23 protein-coding genes, 1 tRNA gene and 1 pseudogene are annotated in these 24,328 nt (G+C 59.0%); 11 read left to right on the top strand and 14 right to left on the bottom strand.

Features of this window, described 5'->3' with window-relative positions:
• The first annotated feature begins 653 nt into the window (after positions 1-653).
• Both D3879_RS09395 and D3879_RS09390 read left to right on the top strand, forming a co-directional pair.
• A complete protein-coding gene (locus tag D3879_RS09395) occupies positions 654-1,859 on the top strand; it encodes an acetyl-CoA C-acetyltransferase (protein WP_119953936.1) in 1,206 nt (401 codons plus the stop codon).
• A 15-nt stretch (positions 1,860-1,874) separates the two neighbouring features.
• Positions 1,875-4,019, top strand: coding sequence for a 3-hydroxyacyl-CoA dehydrogenase NAD-binding domain-containing protein (locus D3879_RS09390; RefSeq protein WP_119953934.1), 2,145 nt, complete (start codon positions 1,875-1,877; stop codon positions 4,017-4,019).
• Positions 4,020-4,201: 182 nt separating this feature from the next.
• Here the strand turns inward: D3879_RS09390 and D3879_RS09385 are convergent, their stop codons facing one another.
• From D3879_RS09385 to D3879_RS26510, 4 genes are all read right to left on the bottom strand, one after another.
• Entirely contained in the window at positions 4,202-4,441 is a 240-nt protein-coding gene (locus D3879_RS09385) for a hypothetical protein (protein ID WP_119953932.1), read from the bottom strand.
• Between the two features lie 60 nt (positions 4,442-4,501).
• Entirely contained in the window at positions 4,502-4,693 is a 192-nt protein-coding gene (locus D3879_RS09380) for a hypothetical protein (RefSeq protein WP_119953930.1), read from the bottom strand.
• 209 nt (positions 4,694-4,902) lie between these two features.
• On the bottom strand, positions 4,903-5,109 hold the full coding sequence (ptrC, locus tag D3879_RS09375; protein WP_119953928.1) for a type III secretion system co-regulatory protein PtrC: 207 nt from the start codon (positions 5,107-5,109) through the stop codon (positions 4,903-4,905).
• 50 nt (positions 5,110-5,159) lie between these two features.
• On the bottom strand, positions 5,160-5,297 hold the full coding sequence (locus D3879_RS26510; RefSeq protein WP_158592073.1) for a hypothetical protein: 138 nt from the start codon (positions 5,295-5,297) through the stop codon (positions 5,160-5,162).
• Between the two features lie 330 nt (positions 5,298-5,627).
• On the opposite strand from D3879_RS26510, the gene D3879_RS09370 reads away from it, so the two are divergent.
• Positions 5,628-6,356: an amidotransferase gene (locus D3879_RS09370; protein ID WP_119953925.1), complete on the top strand. Its 729-nt coding sequence runs from the start codon at positions 5,628-5,630 to the stop codon at positions 6,354-6,356.
• Positions 6,357-6,618: 262 nt separating this feature from the next.
• On the opposite strand, the gene D3879_RS09365 is transcribed toward D3879_RS09370, so the two are convergent.
• The 3 genes from D3879_RS09365 to D3879_RS09355 form a co-directional block, all read right to left on the bottom strand.
• Positions 6,619-7,590 (bottom strand): magnesium and cobalt transport protein CorA, encoded by a 972-nt coding sequence (locus D3879_RS09365; protein WP_119954934.1) that lies wholly within the window; start codon positions 7,588-7,590, stop codon positions 6,619-6,621.
• 273 nt (positions 7,591-7,863) lie between these two features.
• On the bottom strand, positions 7,864-8,616 hold the full coding sequence (locus tag D3879_RS09360) for a 1-acylglycerol-3-phosphate O-acyltransferase (protein WP_119953923.1): 753 nt from the start codon (positions 8,614-8,616) through the stop codon (positions 7,864-7,866).
• A gap of 153 nt (positions 8,617-8,769) precedes the next feature.
• Positions 8,770-9,459, bottom strand: a complete 690-nt coding sequence (locus D3879_RS09355; RefSeq protein ID WP_119953921.1) for a crotonase/enoyl-CoA hydratase family protein — start codon at positions 9,457-9,459, stop codon at positions 8,770-8,772.
• Between the two features lie 226 nt (positions 9,460-9,685).
• Between D3879_RS09355 and D3879_RS09350 the strand changes: the two genes are divergently transcribed.
• The 3 genes from D3879_RS09350 to D3879_RS09340 all read left to right on the top strand — a co-directional run bounded on the left by D3879_RS09350 (position 9,686) and on the right by D3879_RS09340 (position 11,037).
• Positions 9,686-9,904 carry a hypothetical protein gene (locus tag D3879_RS09350; protein WP_119953918.1) on the top strand — a complete coding sequence of 73 codons (219 nt, stop codon included), beginning with the start codon at positions 9,686-9,688 and terminating at the stop codon, positions 9,902-9,904.
• Between the two features lie 93 nt (positions 9,905-9,997).
• Positions 9,998-10,087: transfer RNA gene (locus tag D3879_RS09345), tRNA-Ser, on the top strand.
• Between the two features lie 290 nt (positions 10,088-10,377).
• Positions 10,378-11,037, top strand: coding sequence for a hypothetical protein (locus D3879_RS09340; protein WP_119953916.1), 660 nt, complete (start codon positions 10,378-10,380; stop codon positions 11,035-11,037).
• A 531-nt stretch (positions 11,038-11,568) separates the two neighbouring features.
• Here D3879_RS09340 and D3879_RS09335 read toward each other — a convergent pair.
• Positions 11,569-11,961 (bottom strand): GFA family protein, encoded by a 393-nt coding sequence (locus D3879_RS09335; protein ID WP_119953914.1) that lies wholly within the window; start codon positions 11,959-11,961, stop codon positions 11,569-11,571.
• A 604-nt stretch (positions 11,962-12,565) separates the two neighbouring features.
• Between D3879_RS09335 and amrS the strand changes: the two genes are divergently transcribed.
• The gene (gene amrS, locus D3879_RS09330) at positions 12,566-13,654 is read left to right on the top strand and encodes an AmmeMemoRadiSam system radical SAM enzyme (protein ID WP_119953913.1); all 1,089 of its coding nucleotides are present in this window, start codon (positions 12,566-12,568) and stop codon (positions 13,652-13,654) included.
• A 704-nt stretch (positions 13,655-14,358) separates the two neighbouring features.
• On the opposite strand, the gene D3879_RS09325 is transcribed toward amrS, so the two are convergent.
• A complete protein-coding gene (locus tag D3879_RS09325) occupies positions 14,359-16,332 on the bottom strand; it encodes a DEAD/DEAH box helicase (RefSeq protein WP_119953910.1) in 1,974 nt (657 codons plus the stop codon).
• Positions 16,333-17,137: 805 nt separating this feature from the next.
• On the opposite strand from D3879_RS09325, the gene D3879_RS09320 reads away from it, so the two are divergent.
• From D3879_RS09320 to D3879_RS09310, 3 genes are all read left to right on the top strand, one after another.
• Entirely contained in the window at positions 17,138-17,710 is a 573-nt protein-coding gene (locus tag D3879_RS09320; protein ID WP_119953907.1) for a hypothetical protein, read from the top strand.
• A 560-nt stretch (positions 17,711-18,270) separates the two neighbouring features.
• On the top strand, positions 18,271-19,401 hold the full coding sequence (gene earP / locus D3879_RS09315; RefSeq protein WP_119953905.1) for an elongation factor P maturation arginine rhamnosyltransferase EarP: 1,131 nt from the start codon (positions 18,271-18,273) through the stop codon (positions 19,399-19,401).
• Positions 19,402-19,450: 49 nt separating this feature from the next.
• The gene (locus D3879_RS09310) at positions 19,451-20,032 is read left to right on the top strand and encodes an elongation factor P (protein WP_119953903.1); all 582 of its coding nucleotides are present in this window, start codon (positions 19,451-19,453) and stop codon (positions 20,030-20,032) included.
• Positions 20,033-20,779: 747 nt separating this feature from the next.
• Here D3879_RS09310 and D3879_RS28005 read toward each other — a convergent pair.
• The 5 genes and pseudogenes from D3879_RS28005 to D3879_RS09290 all read right to left on the bottom strand — a co-directional run.
• Positions 20,780-21,106, bottom strand: a pseudogene (locus tag D3879_RS28005) (alpha/beta hydrolase fold domain-containing protein); the annotation flags it as partial.
• Positions 21,091-21,306 (bottom strand): hypothetical protein, encoded by a 216-nt coding sequence (locus D3879_RS28000; RefSeq protein ID WP_476644156.1) that lies wholly within the window; start codon positions 21,304-21,306, stop codon positions 21,091-21,093. The pseudogene D3879_RS28005 and the gene D3879_RS28000, both read right to left, overlap by 16 nt.
• Before the next feature lie 38 nt (positions 21,307-21,344).
• Positions 21,345-21,773, bottom strand: a complete 429-nt coding sequence (locus D3879_RS09300) for an organic hydroperoxide resistance protein (RefSeq protein WP_119953901.1) — start codon at positions 21,771-21,773, stop codon at positions 21,345-21,347.
• Between the two features lie 146 nt (positions 21,774-21,919).
• Complete coding sequence (locus D3879_RS09295) at positions 21,920-22,369, bottom strand: MarR family winged helix-turn-helix transcriptional regulator (protein ID WP_119953899.1); 450 nt, start codon at positions 22,367-22,369, stop codon at positions 21,920-21,922.
• A gap of 136 nt (positions 22,370-22,505) precedes the next feature.
• On the bottom strand, positions 22,506-23,462 hold the full coding sequence (locus tag D3879_RS09290; protein WP_119953896.1) for a LysR family transcriptional regulator: 957 nt from the start codon (positions 23,460-23,462) through the stop codon (positions 22,506-22,508).
• A 108-nt stretch (positions 23,463-23,570) separates the two neighbouring features.
• On the opposite strand from D3879_RS09290, the gene D3879_RS09285 reads away from it, so the two are divergent.
• Entirely contained in the window at positions 23,571-24,323 is a 753-nt protein-coding gene (locus D3879_RS09285; protein WP_119953894.1) for a sulfite exporter TauE/SafE family protein, read from the top strand.
• Positions 24,324-24,328 lie beyond the last annotated feature (5 nt).

The raw sequence follows: 24,328 nt of genomic DNA, 5'->3' as shown, positions 1-24,328 counted from the left end.
GTCGTTCGGTTGCTTGCCGTTGCTGTTGGCGTGGTAGCCGCCAGCGCTGCGTTGACTGCCAAAGGCAGTGCGCAGCGACTGGAAAGGGTGACGGTCAACTGATCAGACGCGTTAGGTTGGGAAGAATCAAAATCACCGTGGTGGCAAACACAATCAAGCTGGCTTGCCGGATTTTTGGCTGTTTAAACATGGCCTTCTGCCTTTTGTTCTTGTTGGTGTGGCGCCGAGTACCCGCTCTAAAGGCTTGTCGGGTGGCCGCGTCACGCCGAGGCGTGGACTCGAAAATCGTTCCGGCAAAACCCGGCAACGACACCTAGCCCTTTCAACTCTAGGGGCCGCATCACTCTTCGCTTAGATGACTTGGTATCAAGCAACTTGCTGCTAGTAGCACTCAGTTATGCCCATCAACACACAATCCTTCGGCAACCCTTGCGCCAGACACATTTCCTCCATGGTGGCCAATGGCCGGGCGGCTATTGACCGTTCGTCTGAGCAGAGCGGTCAATAGCCCTGAGCATTTCGGTCATTGAGCGTGTCACCCCTAACGTTAAGGTGTAGCGGCCAAACAAGAACAGGCGATTTCAGGTTCGCTGACGTGCAACCTGAGGTTTACGCCGCTACCTATCCCTCCTAACCGGAGGTCAGAGGACGCCATGACCGAAGCATTCATTTTCGACGCGGTGCGCACACCCCGCGGCAAAGGCAAGAAGGATGGCGCGCTGCACAGCGTCAAACCCGTCAACTTGATCGCTGGCCTGCTCAAGGCCCTGGAAGAGCGTAACAAGCTCGATACCAGCCAGGTCGATGACATTGTCCTCGGCTGCGTAACCCCAGTGGGTGATCAAGGCGCCGACATCGCCAAAACCGCGCCGATGGTGGCTAAGTGGGACGTGAGCGTTTCCGGCCTGCAGGTCAACCGTTTCTGCGCCTCAGGCCTGGAAGCGATCAACCTCGGAGCGATGAAAATCCGTTCCGGTTTCGAAGACCTGGTAGTGGTCGGTGGCGTTGAGTCCATGTCCCGTGTGCCGATGGGCTCCGACGGCGGCGCCTGGGTCATGGACCCGGAAACCAACATCAGCAGCAACTTCGTCCCGCAGGGTATTGGCGCCGATCTGATTGCCACCCTCGAAGGCTTTAGCCGCACCGACGTCGACTCCTTCGCCTTGCGCTCGCAGCAGAAAGCCGCCCGCGCAAGCGCCGACGGCTCGTTCAAGAAGTCGCTAATCCCGGTCACCGACCAGAACGGTGTCGTCCTGCTCGACCACGACGAATTCATTCGTGGCGACTCGACCCTCGAAGGTTTGGGCTCGCTCAAGCCAAGTTTCGAGATGATGGGCCAGATGGGCTTCGACGCGACTGCCATCCGCCAGTACAGCCATGTCGAGCGCATCAATCATGTGCATACCCCAGGCAACAGCTCGGGCATCGTCGATGGCGCCGCGGCCATGCTGATAGGCTCCGCGGCCAAAGGTAAGGAGCTGGGCCTCAAGCCGCGCGCGCGGATTGTCGCCACGGCAGTCACCAGTACCGACCCAACCATCATGCTCACCGGCCCAGCGCCGGCCACCCGTAAGGTGCTGGCAAAAGCTGGGCTGAGCGTGAACGACATCGACCTGTTCGAAGTGAACGAAGCCTTCGCCTCGGTGGTGATGAAGTTCATGAAGGATATGGGTGTGTCGGAAGACAAGGTCAACGTCAACGGCGGCTCCATCGCCATGGGCCACCCACTCGGCGCCACCGGCTGCGCCATCGTCGGCACCCTGCTCGATGAACTGGAGAAGCGCAACCTGCGCTATGGCCTCGCCACGCTGTGCGTTGGCGGCGGTATGGGTATTGCCACGATTATTGAAAGAGTTTGAGTCGGGAGAACAACAATGACTGACGCCATCCGTTACGAAAAAGGCCAGGACAATATCGTCGTCCTGACCATCGACATGCCCGGCCAGAATGCCAACACCATGAACGCGGTCTACCGCGAGGCCATGGGCAAAACCGTTGCGCGCCTGGAAGCCGAGAAGGACTCTATCGCTGGTGTAATCATCACTTCGGCGAAGAAAACCTTCTTCGCCGGCGGCGATTTGAATGAGTTGATTAAGGTCAGAAAAGCCGACGCCAACGATTTCTACCAGATGATTCTGCGCATCAAAGGCCAACTGCGCCGTCTGGAAAGCCTCGGCAAGCCTGTAGTCGCAGCCATCAATGGTGCGGCTCTCGGCGGCGGCTGGGAAATTTGCCTGGCGTGCCATCACCGCATCGCCCTGGACAGCAGCAGCGTGCAACTCGGCCTGCCGGAAGTTACCTTGGGCCTGTTGCCAGGTGGCGGCGGTGTGGTGCGGATGGTGCGCATCCTTGGCTTGGAGAAGGCATTCCCATACCTGTTAGAAGGCAAAAAAGTCCGCCCGCAGGATGCACTGAAAGCCGGGCTGATTCACGACATCGCCGCTAACGCGGACGAGATGCTGGCCAAGGCCCGCGCCTGGATCGCCGCCAACCCAGCGGCCGTGCAACCGTGGGATGTCAAAGGTTACAAGATCCCCGGTGGTACACCGTCCAGCCCGAACGTGGCACAGATGCTCGCCATCGCTCCGTCCGTGTTGCGCGACAAGACCAAAGGCTGCTTCCCAGCGCCGGAGAAGATCATGTGCGCGGCTGTGGAAGGCGCCCAGGTCGACTTCGACACCGCACAAATCATCGAAGCGCGTTACTTCACCGAGCTGACCACCGAACAGGTGGCGAAGAACATGATTGGCACCTTCTGGTTCCAGCTCAATGAAATCAACGCCGGCGGCTCGCGTCCGAAAGGCCCGGCGCCCCATGTCACCCAGAAAGTCGGTGTGCTCGGCGCCGGCATGATGGGCGCGGGTATCGCCTACGTTTCGGCGCTTGCCGGTATCGACGTAGTGCTGAAAGACCTCTCCGTGGAAGCGGCCGAGAAGGGCAAAAGTTACTCCGTTAAGTTGCTGGAGCAGAAAGTTGCCCGTGGCCAGATGAGCGCCGAGAAGCGTGACGGCATCCTCGCGCGGATCAAGGCTACGGACAACGACGCGGACTTCGCAGGTTGCGATCTGATCATCGAAGCGGTGTTCGAAGACCGCGAACTGAAAGCCAAGGTCACCGCCGCTGCCGAGCGTAATGCGCTGAGCGATGCGGTGATCGCTTCCAACACCTCGACCTTGCCGATCAGCGGCCTGGCCAAGGCGGTGCAGAAGCAGGACAAGTTCATCGGCCTGCACTTCTTTAGCCCGGTGGACAAAATGCCGCTGGTGGAAATTATCAAGGGCGAGCACACCAGCGACGAAACCCTGGCGCGTGGCTTCGACTACGTGTTGCAGATCCAGAAGACACCGATCGTCGTGACCGACAGCCGTGGCTTCTTCACCTCACGCGTGTTTGGCACCTTCACCAACGAAGGTGTGGCCATGCTCGGCGAGGGTGTGAATGCGGCGATGATCGAAACCGAAGCGCGCAAAGCCGGCATGCCGGTCGGCCCGCTGGCGATCTCCGATGAAGTCTCCATGAGCCTGATGACTCACATCCGCGCTCAGACCATCAAGGACTTGCAAGCGGAAGGTAAAGCCATCGCGCAGCACCCGGCATTCGCGGTCATCGACCTGATGGTCAATGAGTTCAAACGCCCAGGAAAAGCGGCCAATGGCGGCTTCTACGATTACCCGGCGAACGGCAAGAAACAGCTGTGGCCTGAGCTGAAAGCCCGTTTCGAGAAGCCTGACGCACAAATCTCCCAGGAAGACGTGCGCGACCGCATCTTGTTCATCCAGGCCATCGAAACCGTGCGTTGCGTGGAAGAGGGCGTACTGCTTTCGACCGCTGACGCCAACATCGGCTCGGTCTTCGGCATCGGCTTTGCCGCCTGGACCGGCGGGGCACTGCAGTTCATCAACCAATATGGCTTGCAGGATTTCGTCGCCCGGGCACAGTACTTGGCCGAGCAGTATGGCGAGCGCTTCGAGCCGCCGGCGCTGTTGCTGGAAAAAGCCGCCAAGGGGCAAAGGTTTTGATGGGTTGAACGACCCGGCGAACGGACCTGAGGCAGTTGGGAAACTGGCTCAGGATTATCAAGAAACCGGCTCCTGCAAGAGCCGGTTTTTTTATCGGGCATGTCTTTGAAGGCTAGTGCTTTTGCCCAGGAGGGTGACGGCTCGGGAGGAGGGCTGGTTGCTGCACCGACGTTAATGCTGAGCTAGCTGAAACACTCGAGAATGAATTGGCCAGCGAAGGCCATATCCCGCTTGGCGGGTGGGTTGCCGGCAATTCTTTGCAGGGTTTCCTTAAGTTCCAGGTTGCGTGCGATCGAGTGATTGCACTCTATCGTTCTGGCAACGGAGCCTACTGAGGCCTGCCCGATACCGAACAATGAAAAGCCATTGGTCATCACGGCCAGTGCGGCAAGGATCAGCAGGTTTCTCTTTTGCAACTTCATGGTGTCCCTGGGCCTCTGGCAGATCTTTGAGGATTTCGCCGTGCTTTGCGGCGGGTTATTTCAGCTGTGGAACAGCACGGGCAGCGCTTGGCTTATGCGGCTGAAGAGCGAGACGGATAAGTCGTTTCTAACGGCCTTGGCCTGGGCTTTCTCATAGCTGATGCTCAGGGTCAGCAGCGTGATGGCGCAGATCAGATACAGGCCAATGCCTGCCAAGGCGCCATTGCGGGCGTACTTGATGGTGATACTCATGGCCTTGCTCCGAGAGTGCGTGGGTGAAGCTTCGTTGATAACTAATCGATTAAAAAGCGGATATTTTTCGCATTAATAATCTATTTTATCGATGATATTCGCCGCGCTTAAATGCGAAATAACGCCTCGACCAGCACCTCGATCTACGGATCAAAAAACACTCGGAAAGAGGGTTTTCAAGGCAGTCGGCTTGGCGGCACGGATAACGCTCAGCGACTGCAACCCGCCGCCTGGCCACAGACCAGTTGGCTAATCGCCTGTCGCTCGCTCAGCTGTGTCGGCATCTTCAGGGTCACCAGAGGGCCATCGTGCAACTGAATGGCCAGTTCCGACTCGAAGTGCAGCCCGTTGTCATCAAAGGTGGCGTAGGTGATGCCGTAAACGTTTTTGCCTGACTCGGTTCGTGCGCTATTCATTACGGCTCTCCTATGTGCTCGTGCGCCGCGTTGCCGCGGCGCGCAGGTGGTTATTTCGCGGCTAGGCTTTTCTCGGCTTTAAGTTCGGGAGCGGGAGTCTTGTCGGCACTGCGATAGATTTCAGCGTTGGCGTGGCTGACAAACGCGGAGGCGGCAATCAGGCTGGCGATAGCGGCAAACTTGTTCATTATGCGTTCCTCATGTGGCTGATGGGCTTGACCCGATGGCTGCATGATTGCCGAGCGCACCCCAGGTGCAGAAGTGAAAGGCCTTTATGGTGACTATCGAGCGCAGTGATGAGGGCGGGACGTGGCTGCGCGTTGCTGGCGCTGGAGGGCGTCGGGGGGCTGTGACGGAGCGTGCGCTCATCCGCGCAAAGACTTCGGGCGCGCCGCAGCTCCCACCGAGCCAACCCTGGCGCCCTGTGGGAAGAGCACCCGGTTATTTCTTTGCTTCGATCGATGTGTTAAAAAAAACAAACACAGAGCTTTCACCTTCATCGCTTCAGGAAATCGCTAATGCCGCTACGTATCTGCATTCTGGAAACAGACTTTCTCCGCCCGGAACTGGTTGACCAGTACCAAGGCTACGGGCGGATGTTCGAGCAGCTGTTTGCTCAGCAGCCGATAGCGGCCACTGCCACTGTGTACAACGTGGTGCAAGGCAATTACCCCCCAGATGACGAGCGTTATGACGCCTACCTGGTGACCGGCAGCAAGGCCGACTCCTTCGGTACTGACCCTTGGATCCAAACGCTCAAGACCTACCTGCTGGAGCGTTACGAGCGCGGCGATAAATTGCTCGGCATCTGCTTCGGCCATCAACTGCTGGCGCTGTTGCTCGGTGGTAAAAGTGAGCGCTCGCACCAGGGCTGGGGAGTTGGCACCCATCGCTACCAGGTGGCGGAACAGCCGGCCTGGATGAGCCCGGTGATGGACGAGCTGACCATGCTGATCAGCCATCAGGATCAGGTCACGGTGCTGCCGGAAAACGCGACGGTGATTGCTTCCAGTGAGTTCTGCCCGATTGCGGCCTACTGCATCGATGATCAGGTGCTGTGCTTCCAGGGCCATCCGGAGTTCATCCATGACTACTCCAAGGCATTGTTGGAGATTCGTCAGCAGCACCTGGGTGAGCAGGTTTACCAGCAAGGTATCGCCAGCCTGCAGCACGACCACCAGGGCGCCACGGTGGCGGAATGGATGATGCGCTTCGTTGCGCAGAATCGGACTGCTGAGTCGGCTTGAGCCGCCTGCCGTTCTGCACCCAAAAGCCCTGCTAGCCGCCGCAATGCTGTTCACTTAAGCGATGTGCGCCTGGGCGCCCCTCTCCCGTTTACGGGAGAGGGGCTGGGGGAGAGGGTAAATAGCGGGCAAAAGTGAATTCATCTGGCATGCACCCCTCTCCCTAACCCTCTCCCCAGAGGGGCGAGGGGATAAAAGGCGAAGACGTATGCTTAAGTGAACAGCATTGCGGCTAGCCGCCGGGCTTTTCTATTTAGGCGCAGGGCTACAGCCAGCCCATTCTTTTGAAGTTGGCAAACAAACCACCACAACCAACCACGATGATGCCGAGTATGCCGTAGTAGCCGTAATGCCAGGTCAGCTCCGGCATATTGTTGAAGTTCATTCCGTAAATCCCCGCGATAGCCGTGGGGAAGGCAAGGATTGCGGCCCAGGCGGCGAACTTGCGCTGCACGACGCTTTGCCGGGATGACTCCACCAGCAGGCCGACCTCGATCGCGTGGTCGGCCATTTCGCGCAGCCCGGTGAGGTCTTCCAGCACGCGCTTGACGTGGATCGAGATGTCACGGAAGTACGGCCGCATATGTTTGTCGATAAAGGGGAAGTCCAGCTGTTGCAACTCCTGGCAAATCTCCAGCATGGGTGCGATGTAGCGACGTATCCGCAGCAAGTTGCGGCGCATGCCTTGGATCTGCTCGACATCGACCTGGGTGAGCGGATTATTCAGGACTTTCTGCTCGAGCTCTTCCAGTTCATCGTTGATTTTTTCCATCAGCGGCCGGTAGTTCTCGATAACGAAGCTGAGCAGCGCATACAGCACGAAGTCTTCACCGTGCTCGAGCATCAGCGGCTGGGCTTCGCAGCGTTGGCGTACGCGGGCGTAGGAGGGCGATTCTCCGTAGCGAGCGCTGATGACGTAACCCTCGCCGGCAAATAGTTGGGTTTCGATGAACTGCAACTCGCCGTCTGTGACGATGGGCGAGTAGACCACCATAAACAGCGCATCGCCGAAGGTTTCCAGCTTGGGTCGAGTGTGCTGTGTCAGCGCGTCGTCGATGGCCAGTGCGTGCAGGTTGAACTGCTTTTGCAGGTTGAGCAGTTCTTCTTTCGCGGGGTCATGCAGGCCAATCCAGACGAAGTGGCCGGGTTTCGTGGCCCAGCTGATGCCTTCGTCGAGAGCGATATCGGTGACTTTCTTGCCTTTGGCGTAAACCACAGCTGCAACGACGTGACCCATGTTGGTATCCATTCTCTCCAGTTGAAGATGGCGGGCGAGGCCCGGTGGCAGCTTACCTCAGCCGGCGGGAATGTCTTACCGGTTAGCTCAGGCATGGCTCGAGCCCTGGCTTTAAATCTGTCGGCAGACGGTCGATCCGAAAGCGCTATGGCGAGCGTCAGTAACCGTTCATGTTCGCGCGCAGTGTTGCGCTCAAGTGGCGCACTTCTAAGGCTAGAGGTTCGAGCGCAAACTCACCAACGAAAAGCCCAGCGTAGAGCTGGGCTTTGCCGATCACTGAAGCGCGTGTTTGGCTGCCCCCGTCCAGGAGGCTGTGATCTGCTGATCCATCTCATAAATAGATTGCTGCATCTGCGCGCGGCACCGTTCGATCAAGGTCGGAATATCCTCCAGAGTCAATCCCACGGTGGGAATAGCGGGTAGGGAGCGAATCATGATCTCGCCGCTGCTCCAGCGATTCAGCTGCATGTGCGTACTGTAAGTGCTGACGCATACCGGAATGATCGGCACCCCAGCGGCGATGGCCATCTGAAATGCACCTTTCTTGAACGGCAGCAAACCCTTGCCGAGGTTGCGCGTACCTTCCGGGAAAACCCAGATCGAGGTGTCTTTATGCTGCAGGGTTTCGGTGGTGGTGAGCATGGCCTGTTTGGCTTTGCGGGCATTGCCACGGTCGATCAGCACATTACCGGCGAGCCAGAAGAGCTGGCCGAAGAAGGGCACCCATTTGAGGCTTTTCTTGCCGATGGTGACGGTACGCTTGGGCACCACGCTGCCCAGCACGAACAGGTCATAGTTGGATTGGTGGTTAGCGATGATCACGCAGGCGTGTGAATGATCGCGCAGCGCTTGGGTGTCGGTCTGCAGGCGTAGACGCAAGATCCACAGCGCTGGCCACGAGTAGAGGCGGGCGCAGAGACGGCTGTTGTCCGGATTAAACGGGCGGCACAGGCCAATCAGAATGCCGAGGACGCCGGCCACGATAAAGTGCAGGCCCATAGGTAGCATTCGCAGAAGAAAAAGCATTGGTACGCCCGTCTGAACAAAAGGCGCGCAGTGTACGGATGTGCACTGTTTTCGGCAAACAAAGGAGATCAGAGGTAGATCGCGAGATTCTCGGCAGTTAAACCAAATAAAAAGCCCGGCACTTGGCCGGGCTTTTAACTCAAGGCGGGCGCCTTAGACGAGGTGTTGTTGGTCCAGCTCAATGGCTCGGTCCAGGGTTTCCAGCAGCGTTTTGCGCACTTTCAGCTTGGTGTTTTTGTGTGCCGTCATGTTGATTTTCTTCAACTGCTGGGCGGCAGCAATCGCGGTTGCCATCAGTTGCTCAGCCGGCACCACCTTATCCAGGAAGCCGGCGTCGACGGCGCCTTGCGGGTCGAACATCTCGCCATTGATGACCGAGCGGTGAAAAGCCGATTTGCGCAAACGGTCGCGGGCCAGTTCGATGCCGACGTGGTGCATGGTCATGCCGATCTGCACTTCATTCAGGCCAATGCTGAACGGGCCTTCGACGCCGATGCGATAGTCTGCCGAGAGCAGGATAAACGCACCCTTGGCCACGGCATGGCCGCCGCAGGCGACGATGATCGGGAACGGGTGAGCGAGCATCCGGCGGGCCAGAGTTGAACCGGCAGCCACCAGACTGATCGCGTTCTGCGGGCCGGAGGTCATCACTTTCAGGTCATAACCGCCAGAGAGAATGCCCGGCTGGCCGGTGATGATCACGATCGCTTTGTCCTGCTCGGCACGATCCAGTGCGACATTGAAGGCCGCGATCACGTCCGGGGAGATGGCGTTGACCTTGCCATTGCTCAGGGTCAGGGTGGCAATGCCGTCTTCGAGTTGGTAGCTGATCAGGTCGCTCATGGCGGGAATCCTTGCTGAGGCATGTACTGAAAGGTGGGCAAACGTTACCGACCCGTCCAGTTAAGGTAAAGCGCCGTGGCTGACTGGCCAGTCAGCCACGGCTCGCATGCTCGGCCTGTGCGGCTTGAATAAGGTGCCGCGCGGCTGATGGTCTTATCGAGAGAGGCAATTGGCTGACTTTCAGGTGCGCAACTTAGGTTAGCCAGAAAACTGCGAGGGACGGGCAATGCGACCATTTGAACAAGCTACGGCTTTATTAACAGCGGGTACGGCCCTAATAGCACTGCTAGTACATGCCAATAGCGTGGAAATCCAATGTCCGCAGGGCGTGGTGCTTCTGTTTGGCTTAAGCCTGTTTATTGCCTTGGGTTTTTTACGGTTCGGCAGCCAGCGTTTTGAGGCGCAGGCTCAGCCTGCCTCGGTTCGGGATCAGCATTTAGCTTAAGCGCATGAATCTCCTGTAAAAAACTTTTGCCTTTGGCGGGCTGTTCGGCTAGATTAGCGCGCCTCGACGGACCTGACAGTCTGTCGAGACTTCGGTGAGGTGTCCGAGAGGCTTAAGGAGCACGCCTGGAAAGTGTGTATACGAGAAATCGTATCGAGGGTTCGAATCCCTCCTTCACCGCCATATTGAGAAATACGAAAACCCCTGATTTCGAAAGAGATCGGGGGTTTTTGCTTTCTGGTTCCCGGGGGCCGTGTCGAAAAAGTGTCGAAGCCCCTGGAGCGCCCCAAGCGGATTGAGTCTTACCGCATCCTGCATCCAACGCCCGCTCGCCAAGCTGCGAGCCGCGCACTCAAGCAATACATGGCGACGGAAGGTCGAACCGCGGCTGTGTGTCGGTAACCGGCGTCGTCTAGGCTCAATTTCTCAGTCACATTCCATCTTGGGGCCGTTTTTCCGCAGGAGGACTGTACATGCGCATCTCGACTTTCACTCTCGCCTTACCGACTGCCCTGCTGGCATTAGTCTGCAGTTTCGCCAGCCAGGCCCAGCAAACGGACATGACCTTCTTCGTCACTAGCCTCGGCATGGGAAAGGGCGCCGATCTAGGCGGTCTGGCCGGCGCCGACAGGCACTGTCAGACGCTGGCCTCCGCCGTTGGGGCGGGCCAGCGCACCTGGCGTGCTTACCTCAGCACCAGTGCCGCCGGCGGCGCAGGGGCGGTCAATGCCCGTGATCGCATCGGCCAAGGCCCCTGGCAAAACGCCAAGGGGGCCGTCATCGCCCGTGATGTCGCGCAACTGCACGGCGACAACCAACTGACCAAGGAAACGGCCCTGGACGAACACGGGGCGTTGGTTAAGGGGCGCGGCGACACGCCGAACATGCACGACATCCTCACCGGCTCGCAGGCAGACGGAACTGCGTTCGCCGGCAGCGATGACCATACCTGCAGCAACTGGACCAGCAGCGGCGAAGGGACGGCCCAGGTCGGTCATCACGACCGAATAGGACTGCGTGACGATGCGGCGGCACGCTCGTGGAACTCCTCGCACCCCTCGCGTGGCTGCAGCAGCGAAGCCCTGGCCGGCTCGGGCGGGGCGGGGCTGCTGTACTGCTTTGCCGCAGAATGACGGGCGATGCCGCTGCGGGGTAGCAAGTTGCAGGCGGGCCAGGCCGAATAGAGCGGCCGGGCTCGCCGCATTCCTACGCACGGCGGATCAGTGCAGAAAATCTGTGGCAGTCATAACCGGGCACAACCCGTTCTACCCGAGCGCCTATTCCGTGACGAGGTGGATTGAACATGCCGGGTTGAAGGCCGCTTGCAGCGTTATTTCGAGCTCACTGTCCGTGCAGCGGACCTTCACGATCGGCCGCTTTCCAGCAGCGGACATAGCCTTATCGCAGCAGCGGTGACGATAAGGTAGCTCTGTTGCTCGGGCTCAACTGCCGCGGAGGCTAACGGTGCGCGCCACAACGCCGTTGTCGGTCGCAGCAAGCTGAACAATCCAGTTGTTCGGAGAGTTCACATACCGCAAGGCCGGTCTTCCGGAGTGACGGCCGGCGTGATCGAAGGCGCTGTCCTCGAGCATCTGGTTCGAGATCTCGATCTAGGCATACATCTCGGTCACCTCGTAACGGCGCCTTCGCACCGTTCGTGCCACCTACTCCTCAAAGCGACCCGTGGCGTCACGATCGCGCTCGTATCGTCTCGTGAGCGGAAACGGCGGCAACCAGGACTCGCGACGGACGATCCAGCTTTCGTAGGTTGGCATCAGTTGGTCAGGGGCATCCAGGGATCCTAGGTTCACTTCGATTTCGTCTGCGGTGCGTGCGAAAACGGACGAGCCGCAGCGGGGACAGAAAAACCGCCCGGCGTAGTCGCGTGTTTCGCCATCGATCGTCACCGCATCCTGAGGGAACACCGCGGAAGCGTGAAAAAGGGCCCCATGATGCTTGCGGCAGTCGAGACAGTGACAAAGGCCGACCCGGTATGGGAGTCCCGACGCCACAATTCGGACGTTGCCGCACAGGCAACCGCCCGTGAATCGGTCCATGCTGCGTCTCCTCTAAAATCAAGCGGTCGGAATGTTTACAACGAACCCCGTCGGGCGTCCATGAAAGATGCGCCAGCCTTTTCGGCTGTAGGTTTTACAGCGTCGAGAAAATAAACCTTCGACTGCGCGTGCCGAATTCTTGTGAGCCGTATGTCGAGATCTATAAAGCCGGCGTCCACGATGCTCTACCCACTGGGCCACGACGGAGCCATTGCGCGACGCTGCGACGCTTGAGCATTTCGTTGATGGCTACCGCAAGGCCGATCTTCCCGAGTGACGCGCCGGCGAGACCTCGCAAACGGCCATTATCGGTGGTTGTGAAAATAGCAGCTAAACGACTGCAAAGGGTCGACTCCTGCCTGTCACGACTGAGAGCAGCCGACCCAAAGGGGCCGCGTACAAGCAACAATATAGTGATCTATCCCTTATTGTTCCGCTTATTGTTCCGGCCCGGTATCGATGACATAGTTGCGAAATACCATTCCAGCGGCAGCTTCCTACCACAAGTGGGGGAGTGCACACTACTGAAACGCACCCGCCGATTTCTGGCATGCGGATATCCGTCTGGCGTGCGACACAGTCAGCAAGCGGTAGGAGCCTGGCTATGAATGACCTGTCTGGACATTACTCGGGCCGCTGGTGGCACAACCTGCCCGATGGCCGAATTCAGTGCGACCTGTGTCCTCGTGACTGCAAGCTGCGGGACGGACAGCGCGGCGCCTGCTTCGTGCGCATGCGCGAAGGCGGGCAGATGGTGCTGACTACCTACGGCCGCTCATCCGGCTTTTGTATCGACCCTATCGAGAAGAAACCGCTCAACCACTTCCTCCCCGGCTCGGGGGTGTTCTCCTTCGGCACGGCGGGCTGCAATCTCGCCTGCAAGTTTTGCCAGAACTGGGATATCAGCAAATCGCGGGACATGGACCGTCTGATGGATCAGGCCAGCCCGCAGCAGATAGCCCTGGCTGCGGAAAGATCGGGCTGTAGCAGCGTGGCCTTCACCTACAACGATCCGGTGATCTTTGCCGAATACGCCATCGATACAGCAAACGCTTGCCATACGCGCGGCATTAAGACGGTGGCAGTGACCTCGGGCTATGTGCACGACGAGCCCCGGCGCGAATTCTTCGCGGTGATGGACGCGGCGAATGTCGACCTGAAGGCTTTTACCGACGACTTCTATTTCAAGCTCACCGGCGCGCATCTGCAGCCAGTGCTGGATACCCTGGTCTATCTGCATCATGAAACCGACGTCTGGACGGAAATTACTACCTTGCTGATTCCGGGCTACAACGATTCGAATGGTGAAATCGAGGCACTGTGCGCCTGGGTGTTCAAGGAGCTGGGCCCGGATGTGCCCATCCACTTCACCGCCTTCCACCCCGATTTCAAGATGCTCGACACACCGCCGACTCCGGCGGCGACGCTCACCCGCGCCCGACAGATAGCCTGTGCACAAGGGCTACGCTATGCCTACACGGGCAATGTGCATGATGCTGAGGGCGGCACGACTTCTTGTCCGGGCTGCGGCGAGCCATTGATCGTGCGTGACTGGCACCGCATCCTGCACTACCAGGTGACGGCAGGCGGTCGCTGTCCGCAGTGTAACTCCCCCATCGCCGGGCGCTTCGACCAATATGCCGGCGCGTTCGGCCAGCGCAGAATTCCGCTGCGGCTGAACCCTAACCTCTGAGCAGGGGGGCGTCCCATCAATAGCAAACAACGAGCGCGCTGGGTCGCTCTTAGTCCAAGGCGCAAGCGCAGCCTAACCATCCCCCGCCCCGCAGGCGGTGATTCACACACGCACTTTCTGTGGGGTGTCGCATCTGGGGCTGGACGACCGCTAAGGGTCCAGGCCGTGTGAAAACTACTGCGCTCGGTTATACAGCGTTAAAAACAGGCTCAGAATGCTCATTTACACTACGTAAACTGCGCTTTTTCGCCTGTTTTTGCCTTGTCTAACCTTCGCTCGTGACGTTTCACACAGCCTGGGTCGCAAGCAGACCTTCACGACCGGCAGCTAACGACCGAGGCTGTGTAAAAACAATTTCGAGCAGGTGCTGTGATCAGAATCGGAGCAAAAATCGCGCTCCTACGCAAATTTAAGGTCTGCTGGATAACCAAACGCTGGCAGATTTTACGTAGCAACGCGGACTTCAAAACGGTGTCCGCGTTTTCACACAGCCTGGACCCAAAGGAGACAGTCACCAACTGAACGTAAATGCGACACCAAGCTTGGCTGTCAGCAGAGCTCGCGTGTTTTAAGGCAATGATGGCTTCCCTTGGATCTTCCCATTCAAAGCTGCTCAGCCTGCCAGTCACCAGCTCTCTTTGGGCGGTGACTGTCCAACGGACACATCGAAGATGCCGACAAGAATAGGGGGGACGATTCAAACCCTAAGTCGAAGAACGACTTCGTTGGTTGGCTCGCTCCACCAACACCTGCGTCGCCCCCTGGGTCTTCTGGGTAAACCAAAGCACCCGGCTCACTCCTCGGGTAATAGCCACATAAGCCAGTCGCAAACTCTCATCCTTCATCGCCTGGTCGTAGCTATTTCGAAAGAACCCCGAATAGGCGTACAGCGCATTGCGTAACGAGTGTTTTTCGGGGGGCGAGCAATCGTCGACGATGATCGCGACTTCGGCTTGCAAACCCTTGGCACGATGGATGGTGTAGGTCTTGACCGGCAGTTTCTTGTCCAGCTGGGCCTGGATGCTCTGCAAGGGTTCGTTGCGCCGGCTCAGGACTAGCACCGCGGTACGATCGGCCATTTTGCGGGTGGCGACGTGTTCGCATTGAGCTTTGATTTCCTTCAACAGCTCCGGCAAACGGGCTTTCATATCAAAGCGCTGCACTACCTTGACGCCGTGATCCCCCGCTTGCGTGGCCTTGAAGGCTTTGCTGGTCTTGGCTTGCTTGTACTCGACGCCATTGAGCACCGCCTCGCCATCGCGGATCACCGGCTCGATGGAACGGTAGTTGGTTTCCAGCATGAGCACGGTGCTTTTCTTCGATTCACCCTTGCCTGGGAAGTACTTGTCGAAGTCCATGAACAGTTCGGGCGAACTACCACGCCAACCATAGATGGACTGCCAGTCGTCGCCGATGGCCATGAGACTGACCGCCTCGCCCTTGCGCGCCAGGCCGCGGTGGACGGCTTGCAGCCACTGGACGATCTGCGGGGAGATGTCCTGGAATTCATCGATCAACAGATGACTGAAGGGTCCCAGGGCCGAGATCCCGTCCCCGCCAGCAGACAGGCTTTGGGTGAGCCTCTGGAAGGCACCGTTGAAGGTCATCAGGCCCTGCTCGCGCAGACAGCCCTCGAAAGACTTCCAGAACAAAACCAGGGCTTCGATGAAGACTCGTTCCGAGGCGGAGCATGACAGCGCTTGGGTTTGTATCTGGTCAAGGCGGATGCCGATGCTTTCCATAAAGCCCGCCTGCACATAGAAGGCTTCGAACAGCGGCACTGGGGTGAACTCCCCTGCCAGCTTGAAGCCATCCAGGGGCGCCTTGGGCGCTCGTGCGCGCTTACCCTCGACGTCGGTGGCCGGTAGCGGTGGCAAACCCAGCAAGCTATGAACCCGCTCACGAAAGCCCGGTTCCTGGGTGTAGCAATTCTGGTAAACCTGTTTTAGCAAGCGCTGCTGGGCGGGACGCAGGCGTGCGGAGGTGAGGGGGTTATCCAGTTCGCTGGCCGAGGCGCCCTGGTCGTTCATCTGTTCGAACCAGACCGGGCTGTTCAACACTTCCTTGGCCAGGACACCCATGGCCGAATGGAAGGTGCGCACGCATTGCCGGGCCTGGGCGGCGTCGAGGGGATACTGCCAAAACCCCAGGACCTTGATCAGTTGCTCGCGCAGCTGCGCGCAGGACGCATTCGTGAAGGATATTACCGTGAGACGACCGGGTTCGATGCCCATATGACAGAGCATGAACACCACGCGCAGCACCAGGGTGGTGGACTTACCCGAGCCAGCGCCGGCGAAGATTCGGGTGACCGGATTGCGGCCGAGGATCATCGCCCACTGCTCATCCGAAGGGGGGCTGATCACGCCAGCGTCCACGGCCTTGCCGACGCCCTCGCGCATAGCTTTGATATGTTGCTCGTCGATCGGCATCAGCGAGGGCCCATAGATACCTTCGCTGGCTGGTTTACTGGGCTTGGGACGGGGGCTGACGGGTTTTTTCGCACTGGCCGCGTTGGCCTTGCTGGCTGTAGCGGTGGCCTTCTTCACCCGCGATCTAGGCTTTTTCTGGAGCGAAGCCGCCTCGCTCTCGGAGCGCAGATACGCCGTGGTCCGAGGGAAGTATCGCGCCAACGCCCCGGAGAGGAGCAGTTTGTAGCGTTTGACAGCAGACAGCATCCGACGATTCCCACCCAGACCATGAGGTATATCGTTGAATGATAAGTGCTTTTGGCCATAGCCTGGCAACCGCTGGAGGAACGGCGTTAGCAAACGGATTGACGCTGCAGGGCAGCAACGCAGTTCTTGTCCAGCGGATTGCTCGAATGGCCTCCAAGGGGCTGGAGCGGTCGTTCATGACTGTCCGCTCCTGGCCGAGGCTGTGTAAAAACGCAAATTCTGGATTTTTTAGGGGGTACTTGACCCATACCCAAGTGGAGAAAATCGCTTGTAGCGCCTTACAGGACTACATGCGTCTGCACCGGCATAGCTCACCCCCTTTCCAATTCAGGGAGAGGGCTGGAGTGAGGGCGCCCTCCGCGCCGACTTCCACCCACCGAGGCACATGGAAATGGCGACGGGTTTGAAGGGGCTATACTCCAAGTTGGAGTACTGCCAGGGTTCAAGCACAACGCCGATGAGTTGTTTGCGCTCGTGCCAATCCTGACGGACGGTGGGGGCTGACATACGGGTGAATCGGGCCACCCAACAGCTTTGCTGCTCGGCGGCCGGTGACGCGACGTCAGGCCCAAGCTCCACCGGAGGGGAGAGGAGGTTTGCCCGGGCTGAAGCAACAGTAGCCATTGGCAAAACAGCGTTTGAATTTCCCTTACGTCCGACGCATCCCAAAGCTTTTGGCTAGCGTTCCCCGTGCAAGAAGGGATCACGGACTGCCCCCCCCTCTCACTGCGAAGCGGTTGCACCCTGAAGCGCCGTACAAGTTGTGCTTCGGTATGCGATCGCGACCTGAAAAGGAGATACAGTCATGAAGAAAGTGCTAACTGCATCCATTCCTGCACTCCTCATCGTAGGGGCCTTAGCCTCATCTGTTGTAGCCGCTGACACCCTCGCTATATTCAAGGGTGGAATCGGAGTCTTACCCGTCTCGAGTGGTCAGGGGACGGAAGCAATCGCCACGATCGTAAACCGCAACATCGTCCGCGGAGTCCAACCCGCTGGTCAGATCTGGGTGATAAGGAAACTGGATGCCCAGGTGGAAATGAACGGAAGCATCACGGTCGATGGGAGGGGGCTGGTATTGGGTGGCGGCAATAATGTCGGAAGGGCGACTGGACAGTTGGTGTTTGCCACGCTGATTTGTGAAACCACGAGCCCGTTCACGGAAAGCAACTCGAACCTTGTCGGCGTACCGCTCGATGCCAATGGAGACTTCAGGATCAACGATGTGCTTTCGCCGGCGCCCCCCGCTCCATGTACCACCCCGGTGCTCCTCATCCGTAACGCGGCCAACTCGAGTTGGTTCGCCGCCGGTATTCCCAGGAGCGATGACGATATCGATCCAGGCGAAATGGATCTAGGCGAAATGGATACGCCTTGAAGGCGTTGCTTAATCCCGCGGCATGAAAATAGCCGTATCGACTTTCCTGATAATCCACCTTCCCCCTGAGGAGGGAAGGTGGGGGAGATGTAGTGGTCGACTTCTGCCGTTCGTGAATCGCCCCGGTTTCTGTAGACGCTCTCAAAGCCCTGAATGTGTTTGTTTTGGGACAAAGCGCCGGCTGCTCTAAGCCGGTTTAGGCGTTATCATTGGCGCCAGATGCCAGCATTTATGCGACGTTGAGCGGTATGGAACGATACCTTTGAGGGTTCGAATCCCTCCTTCATCGCCATATAGAAATACGAAAAAGCCCGGCCCTATGCCGGGCTTTTTCGTTTCTGCGTTCAGTGTTGGTGGCAGTTGGATGAGCCCTTTGGGTCGACCGACCTTTCGGAACGCTTGCCATAGGCCGAAGGGAAGGGGGCTGGGTAGGAGAAACCCACGTAACACCAGACAATCCCAGGGTTTGGCTCATCTTGGCTGGATCAAGGCAACCGATGCTCTTCTCCAATTACCGGCAACCCCTTAAGGTTTCTCTTATCCCATCATCGGAGTCCGGCATGAAAGCCACCTGGGACATATTCTGCAGCGTTGTCGATAACTACGGCGATATTGGCGTGACCTGGCGTTTGGCCCGGCAGTTGGCGGCCGAGCAGGGGCAAGCCGTGCGGCTGTGGGTGGATGATCTGCAGGCTTTCGTCCGGCTCTGTCCGCAAGCCGACGCCAACGCCCCGTGCCAGTGGCAGCAGGGGGTGGAGATTTGCCTGTGGCCTAAACAGTGGCAGCCAGTCGAGCCCGCGCAGGTGGTGATCGGGGCTTTTGCCTGCCACTTACCCGCAGCCTATATCGCCGCCATGGCGGCGAAGCCGAAAGTGCTCTGGCTGAATCTGGAATACCTCAGTGCCGAGGATTGGGTCGCTGGTTGTCACGGCTTGCCTTCGTTGCAGTCGGGTGGGTTGCAGAAGTTCTTCTTTTTTCCAGGCTTTAGCGCCGACACGGGGGGCTTGCTGCGTGAGCGTGATCTGCTGGCGCAACGTCAGGCGTTCCAAGCCGATGCGGCAGCGCGGCTAGCTTTTCTGCGCTCATTGGGTGTGCAACCACTGCCGGGTGCGCGGTTGATCTCGCTGTTCGCCTACGAGAATACCGGGCTGGCCAGTTGGCTGGATGCCCTGCGCAGGGACCTCCAACCCACTCAGCTGTTGGTGCCGGAGGGGCGGATTTTGGCGGATCTTGAGCGCTGGCTGGGCGTACAGGGCTTGAAGCCAGGCGATAGCCAGACGCGCGGGACCTTGAGTGTCCACGTGCTACCGTTCGTCCAGCAGGATGATTACGACCGCTTGCTGTGGAGCTGCGATTTCAATGCCGTGCGCGGTGAAGACTCTTTCGTCCGCGCGCAATGGGCCGGGCACCCACTGCTCTGGCACATTTACCAGCAGGAAGAAGATGTCCATCTGGACAAGCTCGAAGCCTTTCTTGCGCTCTATACCGTGGGCTTGTCGCCGCCGGCCAAGGCGGCGATGACAGGCCTGTGGCGGGCCTGGAATGCAGGGGAAGGAATGGCTGAAAGCTGGCAGGCGCTGTTGCAGGAGTGGCCTGAGGTGGCCGAACATGCCGAGAAATGGTGTCTGGGGCAGGCCTCCCAGGCTGACCTTGCAGCGGCTCTGGTGCAGTTTTACCTAAATTGGATATGATATGCGGCCTAGATTTTTGTAAATCTCCATCCAAATTCGGATATTCGTGATGAAAACTGGTAAAGAACTGAAACCCGGTACCGTGATTCGTATCGACAACGATCCTTGGCTGGTTCAGAAAGCTGAGTTCACCAAGTCCGGTCGTAACAGCGCGATCATGAAGACCAAGCTGAAAAACCTGCTGACCGGTTACAAGACCGAAACCGTCTACAGTGCAGACGACAAGCTGGACGACGTGATCCTCGACCGTAAAGAAGCGACCCTGTCCTTCATCAACGGCGACATCTACACGTTCATGGACACCACCGACTACACCATGTACGAGCTGAACGCCGAAGACATCGAAGGCGTTCTGCCGTTCATCGAAGAAGGCATGACCGACATCTGCGAGGCCGTGTTCTTCGAAGAGCGTCTGGTTTCCGTTGACCTGCCGACTACCATCGTCCGTCAGATCGACTACACCGAAGGTTCCGCTCGCGGCGACACTTCGGGCAAGGTGATGAAGCCTGCCAAGCTGAAAAACGGTACCGAGCTGAGCGTTGCTGATTTCGTGGAAATCGGTGACTGGATCGAAATCGATACCCGTGAAGGTGGTTCCTACAAAGGCCGCACCAAGGCACCACAGGCCTGAGCCTTGGCTTAAGTCGCGAGCAAGAAAAAGCCCGACCAGCGAGTCGGGCTTTTTTATGGTGCGCCAGGCATGGCGCGTAGCGCCGTGACTGGCGCTGTCTGGCTCACTGTGGTGGTGAGCTGGATGACTTGGAGGTGGAAGTCCTCTACACACCCGGCAAGGGGAAGTGTTAGCTGAAGGCAAGGGTGTCGCGGGCGACTGCGAATCTGAAGGAAGCCGAAGGCAAACTGCTGGCCTGACGAACAGGAAGCGGATTAGGCGGCGTAGCGGGGTGAGGTAGCCATAATTGCCAAAGCCCGATACTTGCACGGAACGCTACGACGTAGATCCGACAGGCATAAGCAGGAAGGTCGCGCGAATTACCCTGGGAGATCTGTTCGCCTGCCATGTGCTACCGGCATCGTGAGGTGACGGGATGGGCGAGCAGAAGTCAGCCGAGGCCGTAGTAGTTGCTCGGAACCGGAGCAATGAAGGGCTGAACCTGCCATGAGCGGATAGTCAGGTGTGCTCTCTGAGCGGGTCGCAGGCACAAGCTCCCTGATACGGAGGCCTGGACAATCAGGAGGTAGGGGCCGGAAGTCCCGAGAGCCTGTCCGGGTGCTTAGACTACGCGGGCGACACATCGAACGAAACCAAGCTCGCTGATGCAGTTTGTCAGTAGGCAGGAACCGCCGTATACGGAACCGTACGTACGGTGGTGTGGGAGGACGGCGGGGGTGACCCCGCCTCCTACCCGATGGCGATGGTTTATTTCAGGTGTTTTTTCAGCTCTTCGGCCGCCTGCAGCATGGCCGAGCGAACTGCTGGAACCTGGCTGACCACGTTCAGCAGGCCGAAGTCGTGGATCATGCCGTTGTAGCGCATCGAGGTGACTGCCACGCCGGCGGCATCCAGTTTGCGGCCGTAGGCCTCGCCTTCATCGCGCAGCACGTCGAACTCGGCGGTCTGGATCAAGGTTGGTGGCAGGCCTTTCAGCTGTGCAGTCGTGGCTTGCAGCGGCGAGGCATAGATGTCCTTACGCTGCTTGGAGTCAGTGGTGTAGTTGTCCCGGAACCACTTCATTGGATTCTTGCATTTGCACCAGCCAGAGCGCCTACCAGCACGGCGCGGGCGTCTTTGGGCGCGAGTTGCTCGAGAGGTTTGCCACCCCCGGCTGCGAGGGCTTCGAGGAAGGCCTGGGTGTTGTGCTCGACACCTGGGCTGCCCGCCGCGAAAGCGCTGCTGATGGAGAGGGCAAGAACGCTACCGGTAAGTACCTTGCTAAACGACTTCATCATCGGGCTCCTCGTAATCGGGGTGGCTGGGTCGCGTCTTAGACGGTGACGTTCAGGCTGACTTGGATGTTGCCGCGGGTGGCGTTGGAGTAGGGGCAAACCTGGTGGGCTGCGGCTACCAGTGCGTCTGCGTCGGCTTGTTCCAGGCCTGGCAGGCTGATGTTCAATTCGACTTCGAGGCCGAAACCGCCAGGGATCTGGCCGATGCCGACCTTGCCGGTGATCGAGGTGTCGTTTGGAAGTTGGCGTTTGCTCTGGCTGGCGACGAATTTCAAGGCGCCGATAAAGCAGGCTGAGTAGCCGGCAGCGAACAGTTGCTCGGGGTTGGTGGCTTCGCCGCCTTGGCCGCCGAGTTCGCGTGGGGTGGTCAGCTTGACGTCGAGGAAACCGTCAGAGGACACAGCGCGGCCGTCACGACCTCCAGTTGCGGTAGCGGAAGCGGTGTAGAGAGCTTTGATGGTTTGCATGCGAGTATCTCCAAATTAGTTTTGCTAGCTAAACGTTTGCGCGCTAAGTAAGTGCGCGAGGCGAAAGTTAGTGTGAATGTGTTTTGCGCGCAAGTTAATTTTTGGAAATATTTGCGATAAGCCTTGAGGCTTTTTGGAATAAGGCCCTAAACGGCCTTCTGCAGGCTATTGCGCAGAGTGACCAGCTCTTTCGTGAGGGCGGTCAACTCACCGATAGACTGTTCGGTGGCCTTGAGCACGCAGCTTGGTACGGCTTGGGCTTGTTGTTGTAGCGCACGACCTTTGTCTGTCAGGCGCAGCTCCACTACGCGTTCGTCGACACTGCTACGAGTGCGGGTCAGCAAACCTTCGCCTTCCAGGCGCTTGAGCAGCGGGGTGACCGAGCCCGGGTCGGTGAGCAGGCGCTGGCTTAGCTCGCCGACGGTGATGCCGTCACCCTCCCACAGCACCAGCATCGCCAGGTATTGCGGGTAGGTCAGGTTGAGTTCTTGAAGCAGAGGTTTATAGACCTTGGTCATCATCAATGACGTGGAATAGAGGGCGAAGCACAGCTGGTTGTCGAGCCGCAATTGCGCGCAAGGGGTGGGGTGGTTCATAAGTGCCTCCATAGGTGATGAGGCTAAAGTTAGCGCGCTTGACTTTCGTGCGCCACGTTTTAGTGCTGCGTACGTGTGACGATTCTGGTGGTTCGGAAACCCCTGCAATAGCGACCGATGATTGCTGCCACGCTGCTTAGCTACGGCCCAGGCCGCTCTGGAGCGCCAGATCCCAAGGTGGTACCGGGCCGAAGCGGGTTTTCAGAAACTCCAGCAGTAATCGGCTGCGTGAGCTGGTTTTGCTTTCCAGGCGCAGGGCGTAGATGCCGCTGGGCTCCGGCGGCGGTAGGCCATTTTCGCAAAACAACGGCACAAGCTCGCCGCGCAGCAGGTATTCGCTGATCAGCCAGGTCGGTAGATGGGCGATGCCGAGACCTGCCAGCGCACCGAAGACCAGCGTTTCGGCATTGTTGGCGGTCATTCGCAGGCGCTGCGGGCGAAAAACCTGTATCCGCCCGTCCTGTTCGAAACGCCAGGCGTGGGGCGGGGCAAGCGCATCCCAATCCAGGCCGTCGTGCTCGGCGAGTTCGCTCGGATTACGTGGCACACCACGCCGCTTGAGGTATTCAGGGCTGGCGCAGACCACTCGTACCAGCGGCGCCAAAGGGGTGGCGACCAGACGAGTGTCGGCCAGTGGACCGATGCGCAGCACCAGATCGACTTCGCCGAGATGCTCGCCATGCAGGTCGACAAAGCTGTCGATCAGTCGCAGCTGTACATCCAGGCCCGGGTAGGCGAGCAGAAACTCGGCAATCGCCGGTGCCAGGTGACGGCGGCCGAACGGTGAGGGTGCGTCGATGCGGATCAAGCCTTCCGGTGCGCTGCTCAGGGACACCGCCTCGGCGCGCGCCAGGCGCAATTCGGCCAGCACGCGTTTGGCCCGCTCCGCGAATGCCAGACCGGCGGGCGTGGCACGCACGGCGTGGGTGCTGCGGCTGAACAGGCTGCTGCCCAGCGAGCGCTCCAGGGCATCGATCCGGCGTGCCACTGCCGACGGGGTCAATGGATGGCGGCGCGCGGCGGCGGAAAAACTGCCGCTTTCCAGCACATCGAGAAACAGGTTGAGTTGGTCAGTCAGGGCGTCTGGGTTCATGGTGGTGGTGTTGCCTGTGCGGTTGGCGCATAGCCATTGTGCGTGGCTATGCGTTTCAGTGCTAGCGGCTACTGCGTACCCTAGGCGGCTTGAGAACTGGAGCTGCCGATGAGCCTGATCGACGTGTTGTTGAATTTAGTGCTGGGCCTGGCATTAGGCTCAGTGGGTGGGCTTTTCGGTATCGGTGGTGGCCTGATCGCCATTCCGGCGCTTGGCGTACTGTTTGGTCTCGATCAACAGTTGGCTCAGGGCACGGCACTGGTGATGGTGGTGCCGAATGTGCTGCTGGCGCTGTGGCGCTATCACCAGCACAACCGCATCGACCTGCGCTATGCCCTGGCGCTGGGGCTCTCCGGCTTCTTCTGTGCCTGGCTAGCTTCGACCTATGCGGTGAGCCTGGATGCCGGGAGCATGCGCATGGCGTTCGTGGGCTTCTTGTTGGCGCTGACTGTCTACAACCTAAGCCGGCTGTTTATCCGGCCGACTCCGCCGAGCAGCGAGTTGCGTTATCCCTGGCCTTGGTTTGGCCTGTTGGGCAGTTGCTCCGGGGTGCTAGGCGGCATGTTCGGTGTTGGGGGCGCGGTGCTGGCCACACCGGTCTTGACCAGCGTGTTCGGTACCACTCAGGTCGTGGCCCAAGGCCTATCACTGGCGCTGGCGGCACCGAGTACGGCGGTCACCTTGCTGGCCTACGGGCTGCACGGCCATGTGGCCTGGGCCATGGGGGTTCCCTTGGCAGTAGGTGGCTTGCTTAGTATCAGTTGGGGCGTAAAGCTGGCCCATGCCCTGCCTGAGCGGGTGCTGCGCTCGCTGTTCTGTGGCTTTCTGGTGCTTTGTGCAGTGTCGCTGACGCTGCGGTAGATAAC

The organism is Pseudomonas cavernicola (genome assembly GCF_003596405.1).
GTDB classification, from domain to species: Bacteria; Pseudomonadota; Gammaproteobacteria; order Pseudomonadales; family Pseudomonadaceae; genus Aquipseudomonas; species Aquipseudomonas cavernicola.
Note: the sequence above shows the minus strand (reverse complement) of the source record. Positions and strands in the feature narration are given on the sequence as shown.